The 14,406-nt window shown below is 62.9% G+C and carries 13 protein-coding genes; all 13 read left to right on the forward strand.

What is annotated here, in order from left to right:
* The first annotated feature begins 30 nt into the window (after nucleotides 1-30).
* The 13 genes from hpaE (at nucleotide 31) to ugpC (ending at nucleotide 14,375) form a co-directional block, all read left to right on the forward strand.
* On the forward strand, nucleotides 31-1,548 hold the full coding sequence (gene hpaE, locus IB272_RS19285; RefSeq protein WP_112975285.1) for a 5-carboxymethyl-2-hydroxymuconate semialdehyde dehydrogenase: 1,518 nt from the start codon (nucleotides 31-33) through the stop codon (nucleotides 1,546-1,548).
* A 33-nt stretch (nucleotides 1,549-1,581) separates the two neighbouring features.
* Nucleotides 1,582-2,562: a 3,4-dihydroxyphenylacetate 2,3-dioxygenase gene (hpaD, locus tag IB272_RS19290; protein ID WP_034787793.1), complete on the forward strand. Its 981-nt coding sequence runs from the start codon at nucleotides 1,582-1,584 to the stop codon at nucleotides 2,560-2,562.
* Nucleotides 2,563-2,612: 50 nt separating this feature from the next.
* Nucleotides 2,613-4,049 (forward strand): pyridoxal-dependent decarboxylase, encoded by a 1,437-nt coding sequence (locus IB272_RS19295; protein WP_192444665.1) that lies wholly within the window; start codon nucleotides 2,613-2,615, stop codon nucleotides 4,047-4,049.
* A complete protein-coding gene (locus IB272_RS19300; protein WP_112771536.1) occupies nucleotides 4,046-4,915 on the forward strand; it encodes a fumarylacetoacetate hydrolase family protein in 870 nt (289 codons plus the stop codon). Before IB272_RS19295 ends, IB272_RS19300 begins: the two co-directional genes overlap by 4 nt.
* Nucleotides 4,916-4,918: 3 nt before the next feature.
* Nucleotides 4,919-5,722: a 2-oxo-hept-4-ene-1,7-dioate hydratase gene (hpaH, locus tag IB272_RS19305; protein WP_060529316.1), complete on the forward strand. Its 804-nt coding sequence runs from the start codon at nucleotides 4,919-4,921 to the stop codon at nucleotides 5,720-5,722.
* Nucleotides 5,723-5,730: 8 nt separating this feature from the next.
* Nucleotides 5,731-6,537 (forward strand): 4-hydroxy-2-oxoheptanedioate aldolase, encoded by an 807-nt coding sequence (gene hpaI / locus IB272_RS19310; RefSeq protein ID WP_113135789.1) that lies wholly within the window; start codon nucleotides 5,731-5,733, stop codon nucleotides 6,535-6,537.
* Between the two features lie 134 nt (nucleotides 6,538-6,671).
* Nucleotides 6,672-7,904: a peptidase T gene (gene pepT, locus IB272_RS19315; RefSeq protein ID WP_060517793.1), complete on the forward strand. Its 1,233-nt coding sequence runs from the start codon at nucleotides 6,672-6,674 to the stop codon at nucleotides 7,902-7,904.
* Between the two features lie 96 nt (nucleotides 7,905-8,000).
* A complete protein-coding gene (locus IB272_RS19320; RefSeq protein ID WP_082584564.1) occupies nucleotides 8,001-8,933 on the forward strand; it encodes an AraC family transcriptional regulator in 933 nt (310 codons plus the stop codon).
* Between the two features lie 227 nt (nucleotides 8,934-9,160).
* The gene (locus tag IB272_RS19325) at nucleotides 9,161-10,438 is read left to right on the forward strand and encodes a sugar ABC transporter substrate-binding protein (protein ID WP_082566294.1); all 1,278 of its coding nucleotides are present in this window, start codon (nucleotides 9,161-9,163) and stop codon (nucleotides 10,436-10,438) included.
* Nucleotides 10,439-10,528: 90 nt separating this feature from the next.
* Nucleotides 10,529-11,389 (forward strand): sugar ABC transporter permease, encoded by an 861-nt coding sequence (locus tag IB272_RS19330; protein ID WP_060529313.1) that lies wholly within the window; start codon nucleotides 10,529-10,531, stop codon nucleotides 11,387-11,389.
* A complete protein-coding gene (locus tag IB272_RS19335; RefSeq protein WP_192444667.1) occupies nucleotides 11,389-12,210 on the forward strand; it encodes a carbohydrate ABC transporter permease in 822 nt (273 codons plus the stop codon). Before IB272_RS19330 ends, IB272_RS19335 begins: the two co-directional genes overlap by 1 nt.
* A 32-nt stretch (nucleotides 12,211-12,242) precedes the next feature.
* Nucleotides 12,243-13,289 carry an NAD(P)-dependent alcohol dehydrogenase gene (locus IB272_RS19340; protein WP_192444669.1) on the forward strand — a complete coding sequence of 349 codons (1,047 nt, stop codon included), beginning with the start codon at nucleotides 12,243-12,245 and terminating at the stop codon, nucleotides 13,287-13,289.
* Between the two features lie 3 nt (nucleotides 13,290-13,292).
* Nucleotides 13,293-14,375, forward strand: a complete 1,083-nt coding sequence (ugpC, locus tag IB272_RS19345; protein ID WP_060643622.1) for a sn-glycerol-3-phosphate ABC transporter ATP-binding protein UgpC — start codon at nucleotides 13,293-13,295, stop codon at nucleotides 14,373-14,375.
* Nucleotides 14,376-14,406 lie beyond the last annotated feature (31 nt).

Raw genomic sequence — 14,406 nt, forward strand, 5'->3', positions numbered from 1 at the left:
GCGAAGTCTGCGCCAGCATCGGAGACCATCATGTCCAAGCTCGCCGAAAACCTCGCCAAGGCGGAACGCTATCTTGCCCGCTTCAGACGCGAAGGCGTGCTCAACCACATCAACGGTGAAGCCCTTCCCTCGCTTGATGGCGAGACTTTCGAGACCATCTCGCCCATCGACCTGAAACCGCTGGCAAAGATCGCGCGCGGCAGGGCTGCAGACATCGACCGCGCCGCCAAGGCCGCGAAAGCAACCTTCGCCGAATGGGCGTCCATGCCCGGCGATGCGCGCAAGAAGCTGCTGCATAAAATTGCCGATGCGATCGTCGCGCGCTCCGAGGAGATCGCCTTCGTCGAGTGCGTGGATACCGGACAATCGCTGAAGTTCATGGCCAAGGCGGCGCTGCGCGGTGCGGAAAACTTCCGCTTCTTTGCCGACCGGGCGCCGGAGGCACGCGACGGCAAGATGCTGCGCGGCGGCAACCAGATCAACATGACGACGCGCGTGCCGATCGGCCCAGTCGGCATCATCACGCCCTGGAACACGCCCTTCATGCTGTCGACCTGGAAGATCGCCCCGGCGCTCGCCGCCGGCTGCACGGTCGTCCACAAGCCGGCGGAGTTCTCGCCGCTGACCGCACGGCTGCTGGTGGAGATCGCCGAGGAGGCCGGGCTGCCGAAAGGTGTCTGGAACCTGGTCAACGGTTTCGGCGAAGACGCCGGCCGGGCGCTGACCGAGCACCCCGATATCAAGGCGATCGGCTTCGTCGGTGAAAGCCGCACCGGCTCGATGATCATGAAGCAGGGTGCCGAGACACTGAAGCGCGTCCATTTCGAACTCGGCGGCAAGAACCCGGTGATCGTCTTTGCCGATGCCGATCTCGAACGCGCGGCCGACGCCGCCGTCTTCATGATCTATTCGCTGAACGGCGAACGCTGCACCTCGTCCTCGCGCCTTTTGGTCGAAGACAGCATCTATGACCGGTTCACCGCGCTCGTCGCCGAGAAGGCCAAGCGCATCAAGGTCGGTCATCCGCTTGACCCCGAGACCGTCGTCGGCCCGCTCATTCACCCCGTGCATGAGAAGAAGGTGCTCGACTATATCCGAATCGGCCGCGAGGAGGGTGCAACCATTGCTGCCGGCGGCGAGAAATTCGACGGTCCGGGCGGTGGCTGCTATGTGACCCCGACGCTCTTTACCGGCGCCAATAACGGCATGCGCATTGCCCAGGAAGAAATCTTCGGGCCGGTGCTGACGGCGATCCCGTTCAAGGACGAGGCGGAGGCGCTGGCGCTTGCCAACGACACGCAATACGGCCTGACCGGCTATCTCTGGACCTCCGACGTCACCCGCGCGTTCCGCTTCACCGATCATCTGGAGGCCGGGATGATCTGGGTGAACTCGGAGAATGTGCGCCACCTGCCGACGCCGTTCGGCGGCGTCAAGAGCTCGGGCATTGGCCGCGACGGCGGCGACTGGTCGTTCGATTTTTACATGGAAACCAAGAACATCGCCTTTGCCAGCTCGGCGCATGCGATCGCCAAGCTCGGCGGCTGAGCGCGCTGGCAAAAAAATCTGGAGGAGACATCAATGCCCTTGCCGAAACCGAACCTCTACCCGCCCTTCAACATCGTGCGGCTGAGCCATGTGGAGCTCGCCGTCACCGATCTTGCCAAATCGCGCGCCTTCTATGTCGACGTGCTGGGCCTGCAGGTCACCGACGAGACGGCGGACACGATCTATCTGAGGGCCATGGAGGAACGCGGCCACCACTGCATCATTCTGAAGAAGGCGGCGAGCGCTGAGGCTCGCGACCTCGGCTTCAAGGTCTTTGGCGACGAGGATCTCGAAAAGGCCGCGCATTTCTTCAAAGCGAAAGAATTGCCTGTCGAGTGGATCGAACGCCCCTACCAGTCACGCACCTTTCGCACCCGTGACCCGCAGGGCATCCCGCTCGAATTCTATTCGAAGATGGACCGCCTGCCGCCAATCCACCAGAAATACGCGCTCTACCGCGGCGTCAAACCGCTGCGCATCGACCACTTCAACTGCTTCTCGCCCAATGTCGACGAAGCGGTCGCCTTCTACAACGAGATCGGCTTCCGGGTAACGGAATACACGGCCGACGAGGAGACGGGACGTCTCTGGGCCGCCTGGACCCATCGCAAGGGCGGCGTGCACGACATCGCCTTTACCAACGGCCGCGGCCCGCGCCTGCACCACACCGCCTTCTGGGTGCCGACGCCGCTCAACATCATCGACCTGCTCGACCTGATGTCGACCTCCGGTTGGCTCGCCAATATCGAACGCGGCCCCGGCCGCCACGGCATTTCCAACGCCTTCTTCCTCTATGTCCGCGACCCTGATGGACACCGCATCGAGATCTACTGCTCCGACTACCAGACAGTCGATCCGGATCTGGAACCGATCAAGTGGGACCTGAAGGACCCGCAGCGCCAGACGCTCTGGGGCGCGCCGGCACCGAAATCCTGGTTCGAGGAAGGCAGCGCCTTTGCCGGTGCCGAGGCGAGGGACTCGATCCTGAAAGCCCAACCGATCGTCGCGCCGTGACGTTTGGCGAGTGGATCGGCTAAGGGCCTGGGATCGAACGGGAGTAGAAAATGGACGAGAAGAGTTTCACCGAATGGTCGCTGAAGGCGGCGAAATGGGGTGCGGACTATCGCGCCTCGCTGCGTGACCGCCCCGTGCGGGCGCAGACGGCACCGGGGGCGATTGCCGCCCAGATCCCGGCGCAGCCGCCACGGGCCGGCGAGGACATGCAGGCGATCTTCGAGGATTTCGAGAAGATCATCCTGCCGGGCATGACCCATTGGCAGCATCCGCGTTTCTTCGCCTATTTCCCCGCCAACGCGGCACCCGTCTCCGTCGTCGCCGAGTATCTCGTTACCGCCATGGCGGCGCAGTGCATGCTCTGGCAGACCTCGCCGGCGGCGACAGAGCTCGAAACCAAGGTGATCGACTGGCTGCGCCAGGCGATCGGACTGCCCGAAGGATTCTCTGGTGTGATCCAGGATTCGGCGTCCTCGGCGACACTCTCGGCCGTGCTTGTCATGCGCGAGAAGGCGCTCGGGTGGAACGGCAACAGGAAGGGCCTCGCCAGCCAGCAGCAGCTTCGCATCTATTCCTCCGATCAGGTTCACACCTCGATCGACCGGGCGATCTGGGTCTCGGGGATCGGCGAGGAGAACCTCGTGCGCATCCCGGCGAACGGGCCGCGGCGGGCGATGGACTGCCAGGCGCTCGAAGCGGCGATCCTCCGCGACAAGGCAGCAGGCCTCGTGCCGGCGGGCGTGATCGCCTGCACCGGAGGGACAAGCACGGGTGCCTGCGACGACATCGCCGAGGTTATACGGGTCGCCCATGCGCACGGTCTCTATGTCCATGTCGATGCCGCCTGGGCCGGTGCCGCGATGATCTGCGAGGAGTTTCGCGAACTCTGGGCCGGCGTCGAAAACGCTGACTCCGTCGTCTTCAATCCGCACAAGTGGCTGGGTGCGCAGTTCGACTGCTCGGCGCATTTCATCCGCAGTCCCGATGATCTGGTGAAGACGTTGGCGATCCAGCCGGAATATCTGAAGACGCACGGGCGCGACGGTATCATCAACTATTCCGAATGGACGATCCCGCTCGGCCGGCGTTTCCGGGCTCTGAAACTTTGGTTCCTGCTGCGCTTCCATGGTCTCGAAGGCCTGCAGACGATGGTCCGCAACCACGTGCGCTGGTCCCGGCAACTGGCGGAGCGGCTGGCCGAGCACCGGGAATTCGAGATCGTGACCGCACCGATGCTGTCACTGTTTTCGTTCCGCCATCTGAGCGAAGGGGATCCGGACGCCCACACCATCGCTTTGGTCAACGCGATCAACGATGATGGCCGCATCTACCTGACCCAGACGCGCGTCGATGGTCGCGTGGCGATCCGTTTCCAGGCGGGCCAGTTCGACATGACGCAAGAGGATGCCGAGACGGCGTTCGAGGTCATTGTCGAGGTCGCCGCCGCGCTCGACGGACAACACGAAAAAACGAAGGCTTCCCGATGACACCTCCCCGTTTCGTCACCTTTTCGGCCGGAAACAGGCGGGGCTACGGCCTCGTTTCCGGCAATGGATTGATCGACCTTAGCACACGATATGGATCGACCTTTCCGACGCTGCGCGCGGTGATCGAAGCCGGTGCCCTTACCCGGCTTGCCGACGAAGCGGCCGGACTGCCGGCGGACATTTCGCTCGACGATATCCGCTACGAGATCCCTATACCGGCACCGGAAAAGATCATTTGCGTCGGCGTCAATTTTCCGGACCGCAATGAGGAATACAAGGACGGGCAGGTGGCACCCTCCAACCCGTCGCTGTTCATCCGTTTCCCGCGCTCCTTCACCGGACACGGGCAGCCGCTGATCCGCCCGCCGGAAAGCGCACAACTCGATTATGAAGGCGAGATCGTCATCGTCATCGGCAAGGGCGGTCGTCGTATCCCCGAGGCGACGGCGCTCGACCACGTCGCCTCGCTTTCGCTCTCAAACGAAGGCACGATCCGCGACTGGGTGCGCCATGCCAAGTTCAACGTCACCCAGGGCAAGAACTTCGACCGCACCGGCTCGATCGGTCCTTGGCTGGTGCCATTCACCGACGAGGCCCAGCTTGCCGACATCAAGCTGGAAACCCGCGTGAACGGCGAGGTTCGCCAGCAAGACCGCACCAGCCGGATGATCTTCTCCTTCCGCAAGATCATCAATTACGTCTCTACCTTCACGACGCTGGTGCCCGGCGACGTCATCGTCACCGGCACGCCGACTGGCGCCGGTGCCCGTTTCGATCCGCCAATCTGGCTGAAGCCTGGCGACATCGTCGAGGTCGAGGCCCAAGGCATCGGCACGCTCATCAACCCAGTTGCCGACGAAGCCTGAGCCATGCTTGATAAATCCCAGACCGAAGCCGCGGCCGCCGCGCTCGACACCGCCGAACGCGAGCGCGTCCAGACCGGTCTCCTGTCGCTGCAACACCCTGAAATGACCATGGACGACGCCTATGCGGTGCAGGCCGCCTGGGTGAAACGGAAGATCGCCGCCGGACGCCGGGTGATCGGCTGGAAGATCGGCTTGACCTCGAAGGCGATGCAATATGCGCTCAACATCGACATCCCCGATTCCGGCGTGCTCTTCGATGACATGCTGTTTGAGGACGGCGCGCGCATTCCGGGCAATCGTTTCATTCAGCCGCGCATCGAGGCCGAGATCGCCTTCGTGATGAAGGCGCCGCTTTCCGGCCCCAATGTCACCGTCTTCGACGTGTTGAACGCCACCGATTACGTGACGCCGGCGCTCGAAATCCTCGATACGCGGATCCTGCGCGTCGATCCGGAAACGAAGAAGGCGCGCACGATCGTCGATACCATCTCCGACAACGCCGCCAATGCCGGCATCGTGCTTGGCGGAAGACAGATGCGGCCCGATGCGATCGACATGCGCTGGATGGGCGCGATCGTCTCGCGCAATGCCGAGGTCGAAGAGACAGGACTGGGCGCCGGCGTGCTCAACCACCCGGCCCGCGGAATCGCCTGGCTCGCCAATCGCCTGGCGCTCTACGGCGACCGTATCGAGGCCGGCCAGATCGTGCTTGCCGGCTCCTTCATCCGCCCGGTCGAGGCGCGCCATGGCGACACCATCGTCGCCGACTTCGGCCCGTCCGGCACCGTCAGCTGCTTCTTCGAATAGGACCGACCATGCCCGCTCCGCGCAATCCGTTCAAACAGGCCCTCACTGACAAGCGCCCGCAGATCGGCCTCTGGCTGGCGCTCGCCAATCCCTATACGGCCGAGATCTGCGGCGGCGCCGGGTTCGACTGGCTGCTGCTTGACGCCGAGCATGCGCCGAACGACGTGCCGCTTCTGGCAGCACAGCTCCAGGCACTCGCCGCATCGCCAAGCCACGCCATCGTCCGGCCGCCGATCGGCGAGACCTGGATGATCAAGCAGATCCTCGACATCGGCGCGCAGACGCTGCTGGTGCCGATGGTTGAAAGCGACGAACAGGCCCGCGCCCTGGTGGGCGCCGTGCGTTATCCGCCCCATGGCGTGCGTGGAGTCGGTGCCGCCCTTGCCCGGGCATCGGCCTTCAACCGTATTCCCGACTATCTGCAGACCGCCAATGACGAGGTCTGCCTGCTCGTGCAGATCGAAAGCCGCGCCGGCCTTGCCGCCCTCGACGAGATCACGACCACCGACGGCGTCGACGGTGTCTTCATCGGCCCCGCCGATCTTGCCGCAGACATGGGCTTTCTCGGCAAGCCCGGTGCGCCGGAGGTACAGCAAGCAGTCGAGGCGGCGCTCCTTCGCATCCAGTCGCACGGCAAGGCGGCCGGTATCCTGACCTCCGATCAGGCCCTTGCCCGCCGCTACCTAGAACTCGGCGCGACCTTTGTGGCGGTCGGCAACGATGTCGGCCTGCTGGTCGGCGCCACGTCGAAGCTGGCAGCGGAGTTCAAGGGTACCAGAGGCGAGACCGAGACGACGGCTGGAAAAATCTACTGATCGGCATCGTCTGCGCCGCGACCGGAGGAGCCAGTCGGGCCACCACCAACCGCATGCGTTGGGCGGTCACGACTTTCCCTCGTCTCTGTCTGGGGGTATAGCGGTCTGACGCCCACCAGCATTGGATTCCCGCCATGACCGATACCGTTCTCGACCGCTTCCTTCGTTATGTCGTCATCGACACCCAGTCCGACGCCAAGTCGAAGACGCAGCCGTCGACGGAAAAGCAGAAGAACCTCGGTCGCGTGCTCGTCGAGGAACTGCTGACGATTGGCCTTGCCGACGCCCATCTCGATGAAAACGGCTACGTCTATGCCACCATTCCTTCGAACGTGGACAAGCCGGTGCCGGTCATCTGCTGGTGCTCGCACATGGACACGGCGCCGGATTTCACCGGCACGAACGTCAAGCCGCAGATCGTCAGCAACTACCAGGGCGGCGATATCCGGCTCACGGGAGATCCGCAGCAGGTGATCCGCGTCGCCGACCACCCGGTTCTCAACGACCAGATCGGCAATGACATCGTCACGACCGACGGCACGACTCTGCTCGGCGCCGACGACAAGGCCGGGCTTGCCGAGATCGTCGCGGCCGCTCAAGTTCTCGTCGACAATCCCGAAATCAAGCACGGCACGATCAAGCTGCTCTTCACCACCGACGAAGAGATCGGCCGCGGCGTCGACAAGGTCGACTTGAAGAAGCTTGGGGCCCAATTCTGCTATACGGTCGATGGCGAAACCGCCGGCCATATCGAGGACGAGACCTTTTCCGCCGATGGCGTCGAGATCGTCATTCATGGCGTCGCCATCCACCCGGGCTTTGCCAAGGACAAGATGGAGAACGCCATCAAGATCGCCGGCAACATCATTAGCCGGCTGCCGCGGGAGGTTTCGCCCGAGGGCACCGAGGGCCGCGACGGCTTCGTGCATCCGACCGGCGTGACCGGCTCGATGGACAGGGCGCAGCTCGGCCTCATCGTGCGCGACTTCGACGAGGCGGGCCTTGCCTCGAAGGAAGCCATGCTCGAAGGCATCGTCAAGGACGTGATGAAGGCCTATCCGGGCTCCACCTACAGTTTCGAGGTCAAGCAGCAGTACCGCAACATGAAGGCCATCCTCGACCGCCATCCGGAGATCGTCGAAAACGCCATCGAGGCGATCCGCCGGGCCGGCATGCAGCCGGTGCGCGGCAGCATCCGCGGCGGCACCGACGGTTCGCGGCTCTCCTTCATGGGTCTGCCTTCGGCCAACCTCTTCGCCGGCGGCCACGCCTTCCATTCGCCGCTCGAATGGGTCAGCCGCCAGGACATGGAGCGCAGCGTAAAGACGCTGGTCGAGCTCGCCAAGATCTGGGCCGAACGCGCCTGACATAGTCCGGAAAACGGGGCGGCTTGGGTGCAATAGCCAGCCGCTCCTTCTCCAAAGGAGACGACCGATCGACACGACGCGAAGGAGGGTCAGGCGATGAGTACGGCGCGGGGCCCAAAACGCGCGCCGGCAAAGCCCGCTTCGCTGGCAACCAACCCGCCGACCTTCGAGCACATCGTCACCGGCGTCAACGAGACGTTCCTATGGCGTCTCGACAACTATCCCTGGGAACGGAACGTCTGGAACTTCCATCCGGAGATCGAAATCCATCTCATCCGCAAGGCCTCGGGCCTTGCCTTCGTCGGTGATCATATCGGCCAGTTCGGTCCGGGTTATCTCACCGTCATCGGCAGCAACCTGCCGCATGACTGGGTAACGGTTACCGAACCCGATGAGATTATCGAAGGCCGTGACATCGTCATGCAGTTCCACCCGGATCGCATGCGCGAGATCACCGACGCCCTACCGGAATTTGCCGAGCTTGAGGCCTTCTTCGCCCGCGCCGAGCGCGGCCTGGTGTTTCATGGCGAAGCCCGCGCCAAGGGCGCCGATCTGATCGAACGTATGGGCAGCCTGAAAGGGCTCTCGCGCTTCTCGCTGTTCATCCAGCTGCTCGATCTGCTGGTCAACACCGAAGAATACGAGTTGCTCTCCTCGCCGGAATTCGCGCCAGAACTCGACCAACAATCGCTTGACGTGCTGCGCGGCGCTCTGGCCTTCATCTACGAGAACATCGCCACCGACATTCATCTTGCCGATCTTGCCCGGCAGGCCGGCATGAGCGAAACGGCCTTTTCCCGTTTCTTCAAGAAGAATACCGGCAACACCTTTACCGACCACGTCAACAAGCTGCGCATCTGGCAGGCGTGCAAGCTGCTTGCCGAAACCGACGTCCCGATCACCGACATCTGCTTCGAGGTCGGCTACCTCAACATCTCCAATTTCAATCGCACCTTCCTGCGCCAGCACAAGATGACGCCTTCGGCCTACAGGCGGCTGACAGGCCAGCGTCGTACTTCCCGTTCTTAGGCGCGTTTCACCCACCCAGGCGATGAATCCTTGCGTTTGCTGCGCTGCAAACGGCTGGCATCTGGCAATTTTCTGCAAGAAAGTACAGAATCGCCGCATCGCGCACGCTAGTTCGGCAAAGCGTAAGGCCTATCATCGAACCCAGCGAAACGGTTCGCTATGAGGAAAACGCACTGGATCTGAGGAGTATCCGGCGCGCATCGCAGACCTGGGGAGGTCTTTTCACAATGAAAAAAGCCAAAACGCTCGTTTCGAGCATCGCCTTCGCATGCCTTCTTTCCACCGGCCTGACGACTGTTGCGGTCGCTGCCGAATGCTCCGGCACGATCAAGGTGCTCGCCCAGCCGCGCGACGGCCTGACGCTGCTCGAAGACTACAAGTCCGAATTCGAGAAGCTCTCGGGCGGCGCATCCTTCGAGATCGACTATCTCAACGAAAACGACCGCCGCGCCAAGACCAAGGCGGACGCCTCGACCATCGGCAAGTACAACGTCTATTACATCGACGAGGCAAATGTGGCGCTATTTGCGTCGGCCGGCTGGGTCGCGCCGCTGATGGACTATTATCCTGATGACTACGACTACGCCGATTTCGATCCGGGCCGCCAGAAGGTCGCGACCTATGACGGCAAGGTCTGGTTTGCGCCGGTCACTGGCGGCGGGGACCTCATGGTCTACCGCAAGGACTTGCTCGAGGCGGCCGGCATTACGCCGCCGAAGACGCTCGACGAATATGTTGCCGCAGTGAAGAAGCTCAATCAGCCCGACCAGGGTATCTACGGCACAGCCCTTCGCGGCCAGCGCGGCTCGGGCGCCAATGTCTGGCGCTGGATGCCCTTCTTCAAGGGCTTCGGCGGCAACTGGTTCGACGGCAAGACGCCGGTCTTTGACGGCGAACAGGCGGTCAAGGCGACCGAGACCTATCTCGAACTCTTCAAGTACTCGGCACCGGGCAGCCAGACCGGCGGCTGGGACGAGGCGGTTGGTGCTTTTACCTCCGGCCAGGTGGCGATGCTGATCGAATCCACCCCGCTCGTCGGCATGGCGATCGATCCGAAGTCCTCGAAGGTGGCCGGCAAGGTCGGCTACCTGCCGCCTCCGGCACCGTTGACGGGCGGCGGCTACGGCCATGGTCTGGCAATCGGCATGAAGGCCAACAAGGATGAGGCCTCCAAGGCCTGCGCCGGTCTGTTCGTAGCTTGGGCGACCTCGAAGGAAAACGAGGCCCGGCGGCTCGAAGCCGGACAGTTCAGCGAACTCAATCGCACCAGCATCATGACCAGCCCGAAATTCGCCGAGCTCTACGGCCCCGATCTCGGCCAGGCGCTTGCTGATACCGGCAAGGTCACCGCCGTCAACTTCTGGCAGAACCCGCAATGGCCTGATCTTGGCGACCGCTGGGGCATCATCCTCGAGGAGCTGATCACCGGAACGCGCACCGACATCAAGGAAGGCCTCGACGAACTCGACGGCTTCGCCAAAGACCTGGTTGCCCGCAGCCAGTAAGCCGGTTCCTCCCAAGGGCCATCGGCCGGCAAAGCCGCCGGTGGCCCGCACCATCGGGGGCGTTCAAAGCCCAGCCGTAGGACTGATCACATGAAGCAGAAAAACAGCCTGCCGGCGGTGTTCCTCACCCCGGCCATGGGCATCCTTGCCGTTCTCGCCCTCGTGCCGACGGCCTATGCGATCTACATATCGTTCCAAAACCGGGAACTCAGCCGTCCGGACGGCAGCTTCGTCGGTTTCGCCAACTATATCGACCTTTTCTCGGACCGCCGCTTCATCAATGCGATCGGCGTCTCCCTGACCTGGGAAGCCGTGACCGTCGGTATAACGCTCGCCATCGCCGTCGGCCTTGGCATCCTGCTGTTCGAATGCGTCTCGCCGCGCACGCGCAACCTGCTGGCGCTCCTGTTTCTGGTACCGGTGATCCTGCCACGCGTTTCGGCCGCCTTCGTCTGGAAGTTCGCCTTCCATCCGCTCTATGGCATCGCCACCTATCCCTACAAGGCAATCACCGGTCAGCCACTCGATCTCCTGTCCAATCCGGCGACTGCACTTGCGACAGTCGCATTGGTCGATGTCTGGCAATGGGGCCTGTTCTTCGCCGTCATCGTCTTGAAGCTCCTGGAAACGCTGCCGCCCCAGCCATTCGAAGCGGCACGGCTGGACCATGCCCGCACATGGGAGATCTATGCCTTCATCGCGCTGCCGATGCTGAAGGCGCCGCTGATCTCGCTTGCCTTCGTCAAGATGATCGAGTCGCTGCGCGCCTTCGACCTGATCTACGTGATGACCCGCGGCGGCCCCGGCATCGCGACCGAAACGCTCGACATGTACGCCTTCTCGCAAGGCTTCATCGAGTCCGGCCGGATTTCCTACGCCTCCAGCATGGCGGTTCTGATGATGATCGCCACCTCGATCGCCTTCACCTTCATCTGGAAGAGGGTTCAGTGATGACCGCCCACGCCCTTGGCCGCTTCATTGGCCGGCTCATCCTTGTCGCCGCCGCCTTCTCTGCCGTGTTTCCAATGTTCTGGACCACGCTCAATGCCTTCAAGAACCGGGTCGACATCGTGACACCGACCCCGCTCTTCTTCTTCGAGCCGACGCTCGACAACTTCGCCTATGTGCTCGGCCGCGAAAGCGTCTTTGCCGGCCTGGTCAATTCGCTGCTGATATCGGGCGCTGCGGTGCTGATCGGTGCCACCCTCGGCCTGCCCGCCGCCTATGCGATCGCGCGCTATCCCAACCGCTGGTCCCGCGACATTCAGTTCTTCGTTCTGTCGCTGCGCTTCCTGCCGCCGGTCGCAATCGCCATTCCGCTGATGGTGATCTGGCTCGATTTCGGCCTCTATGACACCCGCCTGTCGATGATCGTCACCTATTCGCTGCTGACGCTCGCGACCATCATCTGGCTGAGCGTCCCGGCCTTTGCGCGGGTGCCGAAGGAAGTCGAGGAGGCTGCCCGCGTCGATGGCTACGGTCCTTATGCGATCTTCTTCCTTATCGCGCTGCCGATTGCCCTTCGGTCGCTGATCGGAGCTGTCGCCTTTGCCTTCGTGCTCGTCTGGAACGAATTCCTGATTGCGCTGATGCTGACGACGTCCGACGCCAAGACGTTGCCGATCGTCGCCTCGGAGCTGACGCAACTCGGTCGCGACGTGCCCTGGGGCATCCTCAACGCCTCCGTCGTGCTGCTCTCCATCCCGCCGCTGCTCTTCATCGGGGTTCTAAGTGGCATGCTCAACAGCGCCTTCAAGCGCAAGACCCAATGAATCCCAAGACTGGAAAAACAAGGAAATCCTTCATGCAAGCGTTGGTCCTCGAGCAAAAAGGCAAGCTCGCAATCCGGGAGATCGATCTCCCGCTGGAACTTGGTCCCGATGATGTCAAGATCGCCATCGACACGGTCGGCGTCTGCGGCAGCGACGTGCACTACTACACCCACGGCGCCATCGGCCCCTATGTGGTGCGCGAACCGATGGTGCTCGGTCATGAGGCGGCCGGCACCGTCGTCGCGGTCGGAAGCAATGTCGAAACGCTCGACGTCGGCGACCGGGTCTGCATGGAGCCGGGTGTTCCAGAACTGACCTCCCGGGCTTCCAAGCTCGGCATCTACAATGTCGATCCCAAGGTGCGGTTCTGGGCAACGCCGCCGGTTCATGGCGTGCTCGCTCCCTTCGCAGTCCATCCCGCCGCCTTCACCTACAAGCTTCCCGACAACATCTCCTTTGCCGAAGGCGCGATGGTCGAACCGTTCGCCATCGGCATGCAGGCAGCCGCCCGCGCGCGGATTGCACCGGGCGATGTCGCCGCGGTGATCGGCTGCGGGCCGATCGGCATCATGGTGGCGCTCGCAGCCCTTGCCGGTGGCTGCAGCCGTGTCTTCATCTCCGATTTCAGCGCGGAGAAGCTGGCGATCGCGGCGCAATATCCGGGCATCATCCCGGTCAACATCGCCGAGCGGCCTTTTGCCGATGTCATCGCCGCGGAATCCGGCGGCTGGGGCGCCGATCTCGTCTTCGAGGCGAGCGGCAGCGCCAAGGCCTTTTCCGGGATTTTCGATCTGGTCCGCCCGGGCGGTGCCGTGGTTCTGGTGGGCCTGCCGGTCGAACCGGTACAGTTCGACGTTCCGGGTGCCATCTCCAAGGAAGTCCGGATCGAAACGGTGTTTCGTTACGCCAACATCTTCGACCGCGCCCTGCAATTGATCGCGTCCGGCAAGGTCGATCTGAAGCCGCTGATCACTGAAACCTTCCGCTTCAAAGACAGCATCAGGGCATTCGAGCGGGCCGCATCCGCCCGACCGACTGATATCAAACTTCAGATCCGCATGGACAGTGGGAAGGATTGAGCCATGGCGAACATCGTCTGCTCCAACGTCGACAAGCAATACGGCGCCGTTGATGTCATCAAGGATTTCAACCTCGATGTCGCCGATCATGAATTCATCGTGTTTCTCGGCCCATCCGGCTGCGGCAAGTCCACGCTGCTGCGCATGATTGCCGGCCTCGAGGATATCTCCGGCGGCATCGTCTCGATCGGCGGGCGGGCGGTCAACGACCTGCCGCCTCGCGACCGCGGCGTCGCCATGGTCTTCCAGAACTATGCGCTCTACCCACACATGACGATCTACGACAACATCGCTTTCGGACTGAAGCGCATGAAGGTGCCGAAGGCGGAGATCGATACGCGGATTCGCGCTGTTTCGGGAACGCTCGGCCTCGAGCCCTATCTCGCCCGCAAGCCGACCGAGCTGTCCGGCGGGCAGCAGCAGCGCGTCGCTATCGCCCGCGCGATGATCAAGACGCCGCGGGTCTTCCTCTTTGACGAGCCGCTCTCCAATCTCGACGCGAAGCTGCGCAATCACATGCGGGTCGAGATCGCCCGGCTGCACCAGAAGCTGAAGACCACGACGATCTATGTGACCCACGACCAGTTGGAGGCGATGACACTTGCCGACCGGATCGTCCTGATGAAGGGTGGCGCGATCGAGCAGGTCGGAACGCCCGCCGAGATATACGAACGCCCGCGCACGCTCTTCGTCGCCGGCTTTATCGGCACACCCAACATGAATTTCATCGACGTGACGGCCGAAAAGACCGAAGGCAGCTGGCTGTTGCGCAGTGCGGGCGGCAGCTTCGCGATCTCGGACGACAGGTTCACGCTTCGCCATGGCCAGACGCTGGTGCTGGGCATACGTCCCGCCGACCTGGCGCCGGCGGAAAGCGGGCTCAATCGTGTCGAGGGCATCGCCGACCTGGTCGAGTTTCATGGTAACGACGCGCTCGTGACCTTTCTGTTTGCCGGCAAGGAAATTGGCGCACTGGTCAAGGCCAGCGGCTGCCCCAGGCCGGGGGAAGCGGTATCCTTCACAATCGAGCCAAACGGCTTGCACCTGTTCGACCGGGAGAGCGGTCTCTCGGTGCTGAGTACGTGAGCGGCAAGCAACAGCCCTGCCCCGACAGGAC

It is taken from the genome of Ensifer sp. ENS08, assembly GCF_014852195.1.
Classification (GTDB): domain Bacteria; phylum Pseudomonadota; class Alphaproteobacteria; order Rhizobiales; family Rhizobiaceae; genus Ensifer; species Ensifer adhaerens.